The organism is Bacterioplanes sanyensis (assembly GCF_002237535.1).
In the GTDB taxonomy this organism is placed as follows: domain Bacteria; phylum Pseudomonadota; class Gammaproteobacteria; order Pseudomonadales; family Oceanobacteraceae; genus Bacterioplanes; species Bacterioplanes sanyensis_A.
The window spans coordinates 3,576,301-3,591,792 of record NZ_CP022530.1; the positions used below are offsets into that span (position 1 = coordinate 3,576,301).

8 protein-coding genes are annotated in these 15,492 nt (G+C 50.6%); all 8 read right to left on the reverse strand.

What is annotated here, in order from left to right; all coding sequences use genetic code 11:
• Positions 1-13 precede the first annotated feature (13 nt).
• Positions 14-448, reverse strand: coding sequence for a hypothetical protein (locus CHH28_RS16415; RefSeq protein ID WP_094061334.1), 435 nt, complete (start codon positions 446-448; stop codon positions 14-16).
• Positions 445-1,815 carry a hypothetical protein gene (locus tag CHH28_RS16420; protein ID WP_094061335.1) on the reverse strand — a complete coding sequence of 457 codons (1,371 nt, stop codon included), beginning with the start codon at positions 1,813-1,815 and terminating at the stop codon, positions 445-447. Before CHH28_RS16420 ends, CHH28_RS16415 begins: the two co-directional genes overlap by 4 nt.
• Before the next feature lie 129 nt (positions 1,816-1,944).
• On the reverse strand, positions 1,945-2,934 hold the full coding sequence (locus tag CHH28_RS16425; protein WP_157729964.1) for a hypothetical protein: 990 nt from the start codon (positions 2,932-2,934) through the stop codon (positions 1,945-1,947).
• A gap of 8 nt (positions 2,935-2,942) precedes the next feature.
• Positions 2,943-4,958: a hypothetical protein gene (locus CHH28_RS16430; protein ID WP_094061337.1), complete on the reverse strand. Its 2,016-nt coding sequence runs from the start codon at positions 4,956-4,958 to the stop codon at positions 2,943-2,945.
• A complete protein-coding gene (locus tag CHH28_RS16435; RefSeq protein ID WP_094061338.1) occupies positions 4,955-8,149 on the reverse strand; it encodes a hypothetical protein in 3,195 nt (1,064 codons plus the stop codon). The genes CHH28_RS16430 and CHH28_RS16435 overlap by 4 nt, the downstream gene beginning before the upstream one ends.
• Positions 8,146-13,857 (reverse strand): hypothetical protein, encoded by a 5,712-nt coding sequence (locus CHH28_RS16440; protein WP_157729965.1) that lies wholly within the window; start codon positions 13,855-13,857, stop codon positions 8,146-8,148. Before CHH28_RS16440 ends, CHH28_RS16435 begins: the two co-directional genes overlap by 4 nt.
• Positions 13,858-13,862: 5 nt before the next feature.
• On the reverse strand, positions 13,863-14,669 hold the full coding sequence (locus CHH28_RS16445; RefSeq protein WP_094061340.1) for a peptidyl-prolyl cis-trans isomerase: 807 nt from the start codon (positions 14,667-14,669) through the stop codon (positions 13,863-13,865).
• Positions 14,669-15,484 carry a peptidylprolyl isomerase gene (locus CHH28_RS16450; RefSeq protein ID WP_094061341.1) on the reverse strand — a complete coding sequence of 272 codons (816 nt, stop codon included), beginning with the start codon at positions 15,482-15,484 and terminating at the stop codon, positions 14,669-14,671. Before CHH28_RS16450 ends, CHH28_RS16445 begins: the two co-directional genes overlap by 1 nt.
• Positions 15,485-15,492 lie beyond the last annotated feature (8 nt).

Genomic DNA, 15,492 nt, shown 5'->3' on the forward strand with positions numbered 1-15,492 from the left:
TCCAGATCCCAATTTAGAGGTTCCCAATAGACTTTAAAGTTATCGATCTCGGGTGTTGCTGCGCTATCAAGACTATACGGTGTGTCAGAAGGCAAGCCTGGCACGTATCACTGGGAGAGTGGGCTCCACACACACGCCCAGGAACACTAAACACCCAAGTACGGACCGGGTTCAATGCTCGCTCTTCTTCCGTGAGATCGTCTTCATCAAACAACAAGCCTAAACGCATGCCACCCACGGTCCAGTAGATGTCCAGCTCTGGCTGATCTGACTCGACATCCTGGTCGGCCTCCAGCTCCATTGGGGTTGGCACCGCCGCTTCTACCGTTAGCTCGCTGTCGATGGCGGTGTACTCTAAAACACTGGTTTCTCGGTGAGCAAAGCCTGTAATACAAAGCCAGCTTAGCACTGACACCAAAAGAGCAATAAGATGATGAACAGTCTTCATTGATCGTACTCCAACACCAATTCCACTCGCGCCCCACGGAAGCCACTACGCTGCAAAGCTTCGATATACCAGGTTTGCACGCGCTTATTGTCGCTATAGCCCAGCTCCTCCAACGTGAAGCCCGTATTTGGAGTCAGATAGTCTCCTCCTTGCTGTAAGCCTTTAGGGCTACGTTTCTTATCGGCATTTTTCTTCCACAAGCGCTGACTGCCAGGCGCTGGAGTGTAGATTTTTTTACCTTCTTTGGCAGGATCATTCGCTTCTTGCACCAGAAGAGGGTCTGAGCCAGAGTAAACAAACGTTAACTGGCCTTTCGCAATGGGTACATGAGTCGGTATCTCGACCACGAAGGGCACAAACTTTTTGTTCACTTGCTCACCTTTCGTATTAAGATACTCAAACTCGGCAAAGTCAGGAATATCATTGCCATTGATATCCCCCATATTCAATCGTATGCGTTTGCTAGGATGCTGATCCGTTGTCTCAATGGCCTCTTCAGGTAAGCTGCGGTCTGGCTCATCTGTGCCATTGTCATTATCTGAGTCAATATCCACATCTAGAGTGGTAAAGCCCCACTCCCATAATGCATTTTGTGCGTCGTGGTTCAGATACAAACTAAGGCTGAGGTAGTCTTCAACATCCAGTTCTGCTAGGTGCTCAAGATTATCAAAGACAATGCGCTGCTGACCATCGTCACCAGGCGTTACGTTAAACATCACCTCAAAATCACCCAAGGAAAAAATATACTCTCGCTTCGCCTCTAAGGGTGTAATGCGTTGATACTGACTGGTGGTCAGTTGGAATACTAATTCCACCAAGTCATCAGCACTGTTAATCACAGGCGCTGTGTCGTCAATGAGGTTGATACGTTCAACGGTGCCATCTTCATTTTCACTTTGCAGATTAATTTCTTGCATGGTGAGATCAATGACGCTAAAGCTCAGCTCAGGACGGTGGACCCAATTAAAGTGCGGCGTAATATCACGACTATCAAGAGAGCTGTCTTGTGCCAGCCGACTGCGTTCAAATTCTGTCGACTGCTCGTCATATAACGGCACTTTTACTGGCACATAGCGGCTTGGGCGGTGGCGTAAAACGCCGGTGTGGTCGCCGGTCGAAAAGTCGTTTTGCTCACCTTCGGGTTCGGCGTTGACTTGCACGTAGTGGTGATAGGCCTGGTTATTGTCAAAATCCAGTTTTTGCAGTTGCCGGCCTGGGTCGATGGCAAATTCTTTAACGCCGCTGTCGAACACATCGCCATCGTTGGCGACCTGGCGAGTCACTCGACCGGTAAAGCCGCGCCCTTTTAGCCCAGCGGGCAAGGGGTAGCCGCTGGCATCAAGCCATTCTGTGTGTACTTCGATCACAGTATCTTCTGTAGTAGCGGTGCCTTCGTTGCTGATGGTTCAGCGCTCACCGAACGTTAAAACAACCAGCCACTTGTTTTGCAAGCGACTGGTTCATTTGCGCCAATAATTAAAGAGCGATGCCAGCCTTCAGCGCAACACATCCGGATCATTAAGTAGCGGATCGTGCATTTCCGGGATCAATTTGCCCTCTTCCCCTGGGCATTCAGAGCGAGAGGGAAAGCCTTGCTGCCAGGTCAACTCGTTTTCTCGCAGCCAGCCTTCGATCACTACGTCCATGGTGATTTGTGGTAAATACTCGCCAGTCACACCGTTTTCAAGACGTTTTTGTGTCGTGAGATCGCGCTCATAGTGCTTCAGCTCATTTTTAACGGGATGAAATCCGGACTCTTTGCCAGCCTCGTTACTAACATACGTTTTTGACCATACTACGACGTCGGGATTGTCATCCGCATCAAAGTCTTCCACAAACACTTTGCTATAGTAACGGTAAGCAGGGGTACTGATACCGTTATACAGCATGTACTCAGACTGATGCTGATACACTTTTCCATCCAACACCGATGGCGCTACCGGCTCACGCCACGTTGGATCGACAAACCAGTCATCAGCCTGCAAAAAAGTGGAAAACACCACTCGTTCGTATTTAGGTGAAAAAATTAACAACTCGCCATTCAGGTACAGCACCAACTCGTTATCACCATCACGCTCAACGTCACCATACCTTAGTGGTGACTGATTTAAACACCCAGCAAAGGGTTTATGGCTGGTGTAGCGCACTTTCTCTCGCCATGACGTTTTTGGCTTTACACCATAAAGCGACTGCATGATGGCATCTGGCCGGTTAAGATAAGGCCAGCGGTCAATTCTCCAGCCTTTCAACTGCGAGCCAGCGTCATTCAAATCGTATGAGCCTACCGCACTACCTGTTTTAGACAAGGAGTAGTATTTGTTTTTTGCATACTCATAAAGATATCCAGGCCTAGTCTTATACTTAGACTTTATCTCCCTGCGCAGCTCTGGTTTTTCTCTAGTTAAAAAACCTGCTTCCAGGTCATTTATTGAGTAACCCACTGGAGAGACAGCCAAAAGTAACATTAACAAAACCATTTCTTTCATATTACGACCTACCCGCATACTGTCTTCAGAAGGTTATTATCTTCAGCATCTTCCATAAAGTCGCTAAAGATTTTTCTTCTCTGCTGGCCAGTCCCTTCATCTAGGACCGTCTCATGGGTAATCCACTCACTCTCCCCATACACGAAACACCATTCCTCACCGGCCCTGATCTCTATCTCAGGATCAGCGTCGATATTGATATCTGTGGTCGCAGTACCACCGAGCCATATATAGTCACGCAAATGTCCAGCAAAAGTTTCAGCCTCATTTCTAATTTCGATGGAATATTTACATGAGTGGCACGTCGTCGCGTCATTTGCAGAGCTATTCTCATCATATTCCATAAAGCGAAGTCGTCCGACCCAGCTACGACTGGTAAAAATTGGGCGTGCACGCGTGCCATTACTGTTGTAAATCCCAATTGCCTTCGCCAGCTTTTCGTAGTCATCTTCGTGGGTGTTCACAGCAACAGTCGTAATCGCCCCATTCCCATGCTTGAACCCCCTTAAGTCAGCCATATTCTCACCTGGATTTGCTTGGTTATAGCGACTGGCTAGAGCATTCCGCACAAAAGCCCGATGCAGCCCTCCTTCACAGACCTGGCTGCTGGCATCTGATCGATTATCTGCTGCGGTGTGCACCACCATAGTTTTTAAGTTATCTCGCGGATGATAAAGATTAAAACCAGCTTCGCCATGCGCTGCGCATGGATTTGGCCCATATCGATAGTGGTATAACAGCTGACTAAAGCTCAAGCTTCCATTTTCATCAGCACCACCTTCGTTCATCCTATGTGCAGTAATCTGATACCCCGAGTCATTACCACCCCAATGGAAGCGACTCTCATGAGACAACCAAGTACGCAGCAAATTGGCTCTCGTTCTAGAACCGTTAGTGAGCCCAGCGATCACTAATATTTCATTATAACGATCATCAGTTAGCGTTGCTGGCACACGATCTCCGATCCCTTCTTGCCATATCTGAGCTGCTTCAGTTATCCACCCATCCATTCCGGCTGAATCACGTTCGAACGGAGTGACGCCATTCGTCTCTTGATAGGCCGTCATATATGATTCCCAATCACGCTGCAAAAAATCAAGCGTCTCAGCATTCACATTCCCTCTCGCAGTCGAAACTTCAGCTGGCGTAACCAAAGTACCATTTTCCAAATTACGTGCATTAAATCGCTTTACCATAAGCTCTGTGGCAGTGCAGCTACCATTACTTGTATAACTTAAAAAAACATCACGCTGCTGGGGCTGCTCTTCTACACACGATGTCGTCATTACATTTGTACCATTTCTAACGTATCGCACCGAGTCTATTCGAGCCCCCTCGCTGCCAGGGTTATTATTTTGAGGACTCACCCCCAACTGCCACAGCATTTGCTCAAGCATGGCCACATCACTGCCTTGCAATGGCTCTTCACCGTCAGCGGCAGGGCCAATAACACGATTGGCAATACGGAACTGCTCTTTCCTTTCTGGAAAATCCACCGTAAAAACATTGCCATCCATAGGGATTTCAACAACACGATTTCTAAAATCGTAAGTGACCTCGACGTCTACCGACAAGTCCAGATCCCAATTTAGAGGTTCCCAATAGACTTTAAAGTTATCGATCTCTGGTGTTGCTGCGCTATCAAGACTATACGGTGTGTCAGAAGGCAAGTCCTGGCACGTATCACTGGGAGAGTGGGCTCCACACACACGCCCAGGAACACTAAACACCCAAGTACGGACCGGGTTCAATGCTCGCTCTTCTTCCGTGAGATCGTCTTCATCAAACAACAAGCCTAAACGCATGCCACCCACGGTCCAGTAGATGTCCAGCTCTGGCTGATCTGACTCGACATCCTGGTCGGCCTCCAGCTCCATTGGGGTTGGCACCGCCGCTTCTACCGTTAGTTCGCTGTCAATGGCGGTGTATTCTAAAACACTGGTTTCTCGGTGAGCAAAGCCTGTAATACAAAGCCAACTTAGCACTGACACCAAAAGAGCAATAAGACGATGAACAGTCTTCATTGATCGTACTCCAACACCAATTCCACTCGCGCCCCACGGAAGTCGCTACGCTGCAAAGCTTCGATATACAAGGTCTGAACGCGCTTATTGTCGCTATAGCCCAGCTCCTCCAACGTGAAGCCCGTATTTGGAGTCAGATAGTCTCCTCCTTGCTGTAAGCCTTTCGGGCTACGTTTCTTATCGGCATTTTTCCTCCACAAGCGCTGACCGCCAGGCGCTGGAGTGTAGATTTTTTTACCTTCTTTGGCAGGATCATTCGCTTCTTGCACCAGAAGAGGGTCTGAGCCAGAGTAAACAAACGTTAACTGGCCTTTCGCAATGGGTACATGAGTCGGTATCTCGACCACGAAGGGTACAAACTTTTTGTTCATTTGCTCACCTTTCGCATCAAGATACTCAAACTCGGCAAAGTCAGGAATATCATTGCCATTGATATCCCCCATATTCAATCGTATGCGTTTGCTAGGATGCTGATCCGTTGTCTCAATGGCTTCCTCTGGCAAACTGCGGTCTGGCTCATCTGTGCCATTGTCATTATCGGAGTCAATATCCACATCCAGGGTGGTAAAGCCCCACTCCCATAATACATTTTGTGCGTCGTGGTTTAGATACAAACTGAGACTGAGGTAGTCTTCAACATCCAGTTCTGCTAAATGCTCAAGATTATCGAAGACAATGTGCTGCTGACCATCGTCACCAGGCGTTACGTTAAACATCACCTCAAAATCACCCAAGGCAAAAATATACTCTCGCTTCGCCTCTAAGGGTGTAATGCGTTGATACTGACTGGTGGTCAGTTGGAATACTAATTCCACCAAGTCATCAGCACTGTTAATCACAGGCGCTGTGTCGTCAATGAGGTTGATACGTTCAACGGTGCCATCTTCATTTTCACTTTGAAGATTAATTTCTTGCATGGTGAGATCAATGACGCTAAAGCTCAGCTCAGGACGGTGGACCCAATTAAAGTGCGGCGTAATATCACGGCTATCAAGAGAGCTGTCCTGTGCCAGCCGGCTGCGTTCAAACTCTGTCGACTGCTCGTCATATAACGGCACTTTTACTGGCACATAGCGACTGGGGCGATGGCGTAAAACACCGGTGTGGTCGCCGGTCGAAAAGTCGTTTTGCTCGCCTTCGGGTTGGGCGTTGACTTGCACATAGTGGTGATAGGCCTGGTTATTATCAAAATCCAGCTTTTGCAGTTGCCGGCCTGGGTCGATGGCAAATTCTTTGACGCCGCTGTCGAACACATCACCATCATTGGCCACCTGGCGAGTCACCCGGCCCGTATAACCACGCCCTTTTAGCCCAGCTGGCAAGGGGTAGCCGCTGGCATCAAGCCATTCTGTGTGCACTTCGATCACGGTGTCGTTGGTGGTGGCGGCGCCTTCGTTGCTGATGGTGCGGCGTACGTCATCGGAGTTGGCCAACAAGCCTTCGCGACCAAAGCGGCGCGTGGTCCACACTTTTAAGTTCGGCGGGCCCATTAAAATAGGCGGTACATACACAGAAATATCACCACCAGTATAGGTGGCGGTCAGCGGGGTAATGGCGGTGCCCATATAGCCAGTGGCGCGGTTAATCATCACCACTCGGATGCGTTCACCCGTGCGAATAAAGTCAGCATCGAAGGCTTGTAAATCCGGGTTAACTTTTTGCTTGGCCTGAAACTCCACAAAGTTGCCAGCCCCCATGGCCCGAATACTGAACATGTCCTCCGGGCTGCGTATGGCAACGCTGTAATTAAAGCCAGTGCTAACGCTGGTATCGCCCATCACGTAGTTTTCATCACCCTTTAAGCCCGAGCGCTCAACGATCAACTCACCGGTGGATTCACGAAAGACCAGAATATCGGTGTTTTTAAAGTCATCTTCGGAGATGGTTTTTAATAAACCTGTGCTGGCGATGTACGGCGCCGTATCAACGATGCGGGTGATGTTGGGCTGGCCATCGCTGCGTGGGCTAGCGCTAAAGAATACGCCGTAGCGGTCGCCATCAGGGTTGGCCTCAAACAGACCTTCGGCATTGAATGCTCCACGTTGGGTAGCATCCAGCTGACCGTCGCCATCATAGTCGGTTTTTACTTCGTAGGGGTTTTGCGGCGAAGCCTCGGCGTGATATTCGGTTTGCCCACCTACTTCCACCCCCATCATATAGGCTTGGCCCACCAGCATATGCACGCCTACTGAGTAGTTCAGCGTGGTGATGTTTTCAGGCGTACCGGCAACGATGCCGATGACTGCGGTTTGTGCCATCAATCCCCCTAGGTCTAGACCCGGAGGGAAAGCACCATAGCCAATACATGCGTTGTAACTTCTACGCCTTAAATGATACGGAATCGAAGGCACGCCGCGGGGATGAAAGTTGCTGTAAAACAACCGCGCATATCCATCCACCTCAGGAAAATATGAGAAGCCAGGACAAGGGGACAGCCGCCCACGTATGACATAAGACCCACTGGTATCTGAGGCTCCTGACTGTATGCCCACTCCACCGAATGTTTCAATGTAAACACCAGATACTGGCCCAAGAACCTCATAACTGTCTCGATTTAAGCTGATCAACCCCGAAGGCGGATCGTATTCTGTGGCATCCGGCACTTCGCCACTGCTGTCGGTATGGTAGGCGGTTAATAAACCAATGCGATCGTTACTGCGATATAGCTCATTGCCATCTTCATCAAAGAACAAGCTGGTAACGCTCTCCCCCACCGAGGAAGACAAGGTGCTTTCATTAACCGGGAAAAAATAATGGTCAATTTGACGGCCGTTGTCGTTAAAACGTTTTTCCTTTGCCGGAATAGCAACCACCAAGGCATCCGAGCGACCATTCGGCCAGCCGGTAATGGGGCGATCGTCTGCGGTTAAAAGCCCACCGCTACGGAACTGATCAATGCTCAGAATTTCAATGGCATTTTGATACTGGGCGCGAAACTGCGCCAATTGTGCTTGGTAAGCGCGGACCTCGGCCGCTGAACGCACCACGCCACGCTTACCATCAAGTGAGCGCAAGCGGCTGTGGCCACCCTGTTCATTATATTCCGCCCAGACTGGCTCTCCGTCTTCCGTGGTTACAGGTACCCGCACCATAACATGACCGAAATGGGTGAACTGCTCGAAGCCGCTGGGGTTTAGAGCACATACAGAGCTGGCCAGCCACCACAGCGCTAAAATTAAAATCCGTTTCATTGTCCCTCCGATAATACCTGGGCCACCAAAGCGGCAAAGCTGAGTTGTTGATCTAAATAGCGCTCAAACAACGCTTGGTGGTCCGGCAGTGGCATGCTGTAGCCTAAATAATCTAATGATTTAAACGAAATATCTTCGACACTGGTCAGCCAGCCGTCTTGTATACGGCCAACACCCACTGGTTCGATGATGTTTTTATCCGGGTTATAGCCCATGATCAGAGCATGGCGATAGCCACCATTTTCAATACCTAAATAGCTGTAGCTGCCATTGCGGCGCGGCAGGTGTATTTTTAATTGAGCAGGCTCGGTGCTGGTAATGCCAAAGGGCTGCAATTGATAGAACCACGCCGCTGCCGTGCCCGTCATGACACTGCGCACCGCCTGACCGGCACTGACAAACTGAGCGTGAATCATGCGCTGCTCATTCGGAAAGCGCAGGCGGCCCTCTCCTAACTGCAATTGCATATCGCCTTCTGCCAGACGAATGTTACTTTGACTAGCGGCGATGGCCGCCCAGGGAATGTCCTGGCTCACAATGGGCACACGCAATAAACCCGGCTGGTTACGGCGCCCACCTTTAATGCTAATTGGTATGCGGGCACTGCCTAAGCCACTGGTATTGCGCTGAGGGTTAACCACCAAGTGGTAATCACCACCCGGAATATTGTCTTTGGCTGAGGTGCGGTAACCAAAGGCATAGCCACCGTCGTTGTTGGTAAGTGTGCTTAAGCCCAACTCTTCGATGCGCACTTCGACATTGGCACGCGGCTGTCCAAGAGCATCGATTAAGCCACCGTCAATCAGTGTGGGCAGACCACGCGTATCAAAGGTGCTGCGCAGAATTGATTCGCCGTTGTAGTCCAACTCCCATGTAACTTCGGCGTTGTAGCCCAAGTCGTCATTAGGATAAAAAGCGGCAATAGTGTCACCCGCCAGCAGCGATATACCACCAGCAACGGGCTCACGATGAATGGCAACTTGCTGCAGCTGGTGGCCCTTAGCACGCAAAAAATCGGTTCCCGAGGCATCTTTATTTAAATAGGTTTTACCACTAAGGGAACGCAGAGCCGTCACCTGTAGCTTGGCCGGGTCGATGGGGCGATTAAAATAAATATGAATGGGCGCATCGGGCTCAATATTTTGCGCCAGGTTTTCAGGCTCGGTTTTAACCACTTCAAGTGGCAAGTCTTCCTGCTGCATCACGCTGACATCACCGCTCAAGGTGACGGATTTATTATCTCCGTAGCGGGCAATGATGTGCAGCTGATAATCGCCTTGCTCTAAGTCGGTGGGCAACGTGCCTGATATCACGCCTGGCGCAACCGTTACATCCAACACAGTGCCTGATGGCTGCAAGATGGCCTGATAGCTTTCATCACCATTACGCGCTTCTGCTTGAGCAGCAAATTCGGTGGCGCTGTCGTTTTCAACAAACACATTGAGTGGGAAGGAAGGCGCAATCCAAGAAAGCTGCAGCGACGATTCCGTCAGAAAGTAGTAATCCTGACGAGTGGCGTTGCCTAAATCGTCTTCGGCAATGAACCGCACGCGGGTTTCTTGCTGTGCTGGCAAAATCACTCGATGCTCAAATACGATATTCTGGCCCTGACGCTGCAATTTTACCGGCGTGCCATTAATGCTGAGTGAGTTCACATCATCGTCCAGCAGCTGGCCTGTCAGCAGCAACTCCCCGCCACTGTGCTGGTTAACGGCCGGTGGCAGTTCTACGGTTTGGTCAAAGCGCCAGCGCGGGCCTTTATCATCACGCGTGACCGTCGCTGATACCGTCTCAACCTGACTAAGTGCATCCGTCATCATCAGCGTTAGCAAGTTCTCGCCGCTTAGTAACTTCACCGATGACAGCACCTGATACAAATCATCCGCCAGGGTAACCACATTGGCCTTTTCGCCATTTAAAGTGGCCTCCAACTCGCCTACTGGGGAATAAATCGTGGCTTTAACCGTGACTTCCTCACGCGCAGTGCGCAACTGCTGCTGCGGTTCAATCAAGGTAATTTCAGGTGCGGCTGAATTATCACCTGCTGGCTCGTAGCGATAATCCAACCAAGATATTTTGCGCTGATTGTTGGTTAATACTTCCAGTTCAAGGCGATTATCGCCAGCTGCTAAGCGGTATTCAGTTTGAGCGGTAAAGATGCCCGGTGCTTGCTTAACGACTTCAACTCGCTCACCTTCTAAGCGCACAAATACAGGCTCGGTGGTCGATTGAATTTTCACCGACAAGTTTAATTGCCGATTGTTTAATACTGCACCTGAGGCCGGCAAAATGGATTCAATGGCAAATGCGTTGGCAAAGTAGGTAACGGTTAGCGATTTTTCCTTGCTCAAACCATCGCTACCGTATGCCGTCACTGTCAGCTGGTTTTCACCTTCAAGCAGTTGCACATCGACTAAAAAGTGGCCATTGGCTGATAAGCTCGCCACGTAAACTTTGTTATTATCAGTGACGTTTTCGATCAGCACACGGTTAACGGCAGCGCTGCCCGCCTCAGCCTTGCCCGTTACCGCCAGCACATTGCTGCTGACGGTTTGATCATTGGCGGTGGTTAAGGTGAGCTTGGGCCCTTTGGGCTGTGGCTTGTCGTCGCCGTCGTAGGGGTCTGTGCCATTGTCTATTTCGGTATCGTTATCAATGCCATCGCCGTCAATATCGTCGTCAATCATATCTGGGATGCCGTCTTGGTCGGTATCGGCGGGCGTGTCATCACCATCCCAAGGAGACGAGCCGACGTCTTCTTCGACATCGTTATTGACGCCATCGCCATCGGCATCGTCGTCGCGACCGTCGTAAATACCATCGCCATCGATATCGCATAGCCAGGCAAAGTCTATCGATTTAGGGCTACGAAACTCAACACGGGCCTGAGATTGCAACTGCAGCTCAGCGGCGTTAATGGCACCGCTTAACTGTGCTTCCGAGCCCACCTCGGTGCGCCCTAAACTGAACACATGCCAGCGCGCCTGAGACTGATAGCCCTGCTGATAGCTTTGGGTATACAGAAAGGCCTCAGCTTGTGGCCCTGTCATGAATGCCTGAGCTTCTGAATTCAACACAATGCGCTGACTAAACAGGCGCACCGTGCCGGAAGCTGACAGCGTTAATTGCGCTTGATGGCCCAATGTCAGCTCATCGATCCAATAGTCACCCGGCGCTAGGGTAAGCTCGGCATTGGCGCCTACGTCTACCCTTTGAGCGCGAAAACGCCCGTCATTCACAGCGAGCTGATCACTGCTACTGCTGCTGATTTGCACCTGTCCCTGACTGAGCAAATCTGCCGGTGCAGTGATGCTGACTTCGGGCATGTTTGCCGCCAACTGGCCACTGACCAAGCACGCTTGCCCACCGCACACTTGAGACTGATAGGGTTGTTGAATACTGGCAACATCGAGCTGGCGTGAAGGCCCAACCAATTGCGACTCATGGCCCAACTGCAAAGCATTGCTACTGGGCATGGCCACCGAGTTGGTAAACATGGCGGTGCATTGATCGACGTAGACGCTGTCGCTGCCCTGATGGCGATAGTGGTAAATAAAAGAGTGCTCTCGCTGTTTGCCATCGCCTTGCAGACGCAGTGTGTAGCGGTTTTCACCCGGCAGCAGCATGACCTCGGCCTGGGCGCTATACCGCTCGTCACTGATTTTTTCTAAGCTCAGAGCTTGTTGCCCAAGCCATGCCTGTGGCTCACCCGCTTTGGCTTGCAGCTCCATTTTTAGCGTTAGTTGTGGCCGACTCAACACGGCCGGGCTGGCCGGTGAAACGGATAACAACGCCAGCGATGATTGATAATAAAGCTCAATGACTTTTTTCACTTGCCCACCATTTTGGGCTGTGGCCGTCAGCACTAAGCGATTGTTACCCGGGGTCAGTTGCACGGTTTGACTAAAGCCACCGTTAGCATCCAGGGCAATGGTTTGCACCGAGGCGCCCCCTTGCTGCAGCGTTAATGCCTTAAGGTCGGCGTTGCCAGCAGTCACCACACCGGCCAGTGTCAGCTCTGGCTGCTCGACGGTGGCGGGAATGTCGTTAAGCAGTTGAATGCTCGGAGCAACGACACTGGGCTTTTCACCTGGGTCTAGTGGATCGGTGCCGGCGTTATTTTCATGCTCGTTAGTAACGCCATCGCCGTCTGCGTCGTCATCCAGGCCGTCGTAAATACCGTCGTTATCTAGGTCGCATACAAAGCCAAAATCTAAGGTATCCGGAGCCTGATAATCGACGTTTGCGTTTGCTTGCAATGACAATTGAGCGGCTTGAACAGCGCCTTGTAAGCGCGCACTGCTGCCAAGCTGGGCATCATTCTGACTGTAGATATAAGCAGTCACCTCAGATTGATACCCCTGTTGATACGACTGGGTAAAGATCAACGGTGCTGTAGTTCCTGTGGCCAGAATTTTTGCATCTGACTGCACTTGCAGCTGCTGTACAAATAAACGCACACCGCCCGCCACCTTCAGTTGTGCCTGGTAACCTAGCTCTAGGGTATCAATCCAATAATCACCCACAGCGAGCGACAATATTGCACCACTGGCTAAGCGTACGCTGCTCGCTCGATAGCGCCCATCTGTTAACAACAGTGGCTGGTCAATGCCCTTAGCCACTCGAACGTTGCCTTGGTTACTTAAATCATTTGGGGCCGCCAACACGGCATTATTTAATGGCTCAAATGCCTGACCGGATGCCTGACAAGCACCACCCGCACAGACGTTTGACTGATACGGTTGTTGAATATTTTTAACCGCTAAAGTAGTTGAGCCACCGTTTAAGCGAGCGCCTTGCCCCAGTTGCAACGTCCCTTCGGAGTGCATCGCCACCGAATTTTGATACAGCAAACCACATTGGTTGATATATTCGAGAATATGGTTACCGGAATTATCACCGCCACCCGTTTCAAAGGTGTAGCGTACCGGGTGGCTGATATCGTTTTGCCCATCGGATACCGTGATCGCCCACTCGTTTTTACCCGCCTCTAATTCAAGCCGTCCTAATGCCAGGTAGTGATGCTCTTGCGTCGCGGGTTCAATCGTGAAGTTCTGCTCACCTAATCGAACTTCAGGCTCGCCCAACATAGAGCGCAGCTCTAACGAAACGTCGATCACGGCATCATCCAGCACGGCATTATTTGCAGGCGTCATGCTGATAATTTCAAGTGTGGGCTGGTAAGACACTTGAAATGATTTTTTAACCTGGCCGTCATCTTCTGCCGTTGCCACCAAAGCAAAGTCATTATCGCCTGAGCTCAGTTCAACGCTGACAGAAAACTGATAGTCGTCTACCCAACTAACCGATTGACTATCATCGTCGCCTGCCTGCAGAACTAGCGAGGTAATAGCCGCACTGCCCTCTTGCAGCTGGCCACGAATATCGTAATTCGCCTCCGTGACGGGCTGATCAGTTAAGGTCAAACGAATGGTTGGATTAATGACCTCGCCGTCTACCGGCTTTTCACCGTCATTGTCATCCGGTGGTGTGATATCACCTGGGTCATTGTCATCAATATCTGGATTTTCACCGTCACCTGATCCATCGCCCTGATCTCCGTCGCCCTCACCCTCGCCATCATTATCATCGACCGGCTGCTCTGGTTGCTCCTTGTCGTCGTTAGGTTCTTCCTGACCGAAGCAGCCAGGCAACATAAGGGCGCACAGCAGCGCCATGATCAGAGTGACGTGTGATTGGCTAGGCATAATGATTAATCGAGGTACTCGATGTCCTTATTGAGTGTTTCCCTAACTTGCTGCAGGGATTGCTTCAGATACATAGGGGCGAGACGCTGACGAATGTCGGCAGCCACATCGGACAATGGCGGAATAGACGAGGCACGGAACTGATCCAACACCCAAACACTGGCGCCTTGCTGGGTTTGCACCCAGTAGCCCACCTGCATTTGCGGATCGGCTGGCAGTTTGGCTGCAATCGCGGCAAACTCTTGGCGCTGCTGTTTTCGGCTGGTCACACAGGAGTGACGACTTAGCTGAACCAAAGCGTCGCCTTCAAGCTGATGTTGCTTGGCCAATTCACCGAGTTCAGCACAACCTGGTTGCAACTGATATTGCGTTACCTGGTAGCTGGCAGGCTCGCCTAACGATGCTTTGTGTTTTTCGTAATAGGCTTCAACCTCTGCCCGGGTGGGCTGGCGCTTGGGCATTTGCTCTAGCATGTAGCGTTTGGCCAACAGCTCTAACCGATGCAACTTGACCGCGGCATCCAACTCACGCAACTCTGACTCGCTCATCAGTGCCTGTTGCTCACTGGCCATGGCCGCAGTTAACGCCAGGCTGTCGAGCAAGGCTTTTTCCGCGTCATCATCCCAGTTGGCATTGGCATTCTGCGATAGAATGCGACCGGCCTGATAATCCAGCTCACTTTGATGGATTTGAAACTGCCCGGCTTTGACCAAAGCCGGGTCATCGTTTGACGATGCGGCCGTTGGTTGCGGCGCCTTTGAGCACGCAGCTAATACTACGGCCAAACTCAGTGCGGTGGCAATTACGCGCATTACTGCAAACCATCCTGGTTGATATCGATATCAGCATTACTCAGCAGGCGATCCAACTCCACACGCTTGGCATTGGCTTTTAGCGTATGGCGAATTTCACCGCGCACGTCTTTGAGCGATTTTTTCACCACCTTAGGCGCAGTGATTACTTTCACGATGTGAAAACCGTATTCGGTTTCAATCGGCGCGCTGTAGCTGCCTTCGTCTAGCTCAAATGCGATTTTAGAAAAGCTGGGTGAAATGGCGCCTTTTTTCAGCCAACCTAAATCGCCGCCACGCTTACCAGAAATGCTGTCATCAGAGGCTGTTTGCGCCAACAACTCAAACGGCTCGCCGGTTTCTAACTTGTTGTATACCGCATAAATGGCCGCGCGGGCTTGCTCGATTTCATCTTCTGTCATACCGCGATTGGTGCGTTTTAAAATGTGCGCCACTTGCACACGCACATCCTCGAATTTTTCCGAGTTATTGTGGAAGTAGTTTTCTACCGCGTCTTCAGTGACCTTGCTATCAATCACACGCTGGAAGTATTCATTAATGATTTGATTGCGACGGTAGTTCGCCACCGACGCATTGATTTTTTCAACATCGAGCTCGCCCTGCTGCTCAATTTGCTGTTCCAAAGCGATGCTGGTGGCATAGTCTTTTAACAGTTCATCTTTCCCTTGCAGCGAATCTGTCGGCACACCTTTGCTCTCTAAATAGTGCACAAACTGAGCTTTATCGATAGTGGTTCCATCAACTTTGGCGACATAGTCTGCATCGCCACAAGCTGTCAGCAGCATCACTGACAGCGCGGGTAGTAGTTTTTTCATTGGGTCTC

What these genes read in the sequence shown, in the direction of transcription:
- CHH28_RS16415 (WP_094061334.1), bottom strand. Translation starts at nt 448, where the DNA reads ATGAAGACTGTTCATCATCTTATTGCTCTTTTGGTGTCAGTGCTAAGC.
- CHH28_RS16440 (WP_157729965.1), bottom strand. Translation starts at nt 13,857, where the DNA reads ATGCCTAGCCAATCACACGTCACTCTGATCATGGCGCTGCTGTGCGCC.
- CHH28_RS16445 (WP_094061340.1), bottom strand. Translation starts at nt 14,669, where the DNA reads ATGCGCGTAATTGCCACCGCACTGAGTTTGGCCGTAGTATTAGCTGCG.
- CHH28_RS16425 (WP_157729964.1), bottom strand. Translation starts at nt 2,934, where the DNA reads ATGAAAGAAATGGTTTTGTTAATGTTACTTTTGGCTGTCTCTCCAGTG.
- CHH28_RS16450 (WP_094061341.1), bottom strand. Translation starts at nt 15,484, where the DNA reads ATGAAAAAACTACTACCCGCGCTGTCAGTGATGCTGCTGACAGCTTGT.
- CHH28_RS16430 (WP_094061337.1), bottom strand. Translation starts at nt 4,958, where the DNA reads ATGAAGACTGTTCATCGTCTTATTGCTCTTTTGGTGTCAGTGCTAAGT.
- CHH28_RS16435 (WP_094061338.1), bottom strand. Translation starts at nt 8,149, where the DNA reads ATGAAACGGATTTTAATTTTAGCGCTGTGGTGGCTGGCCAGCTCTGTA.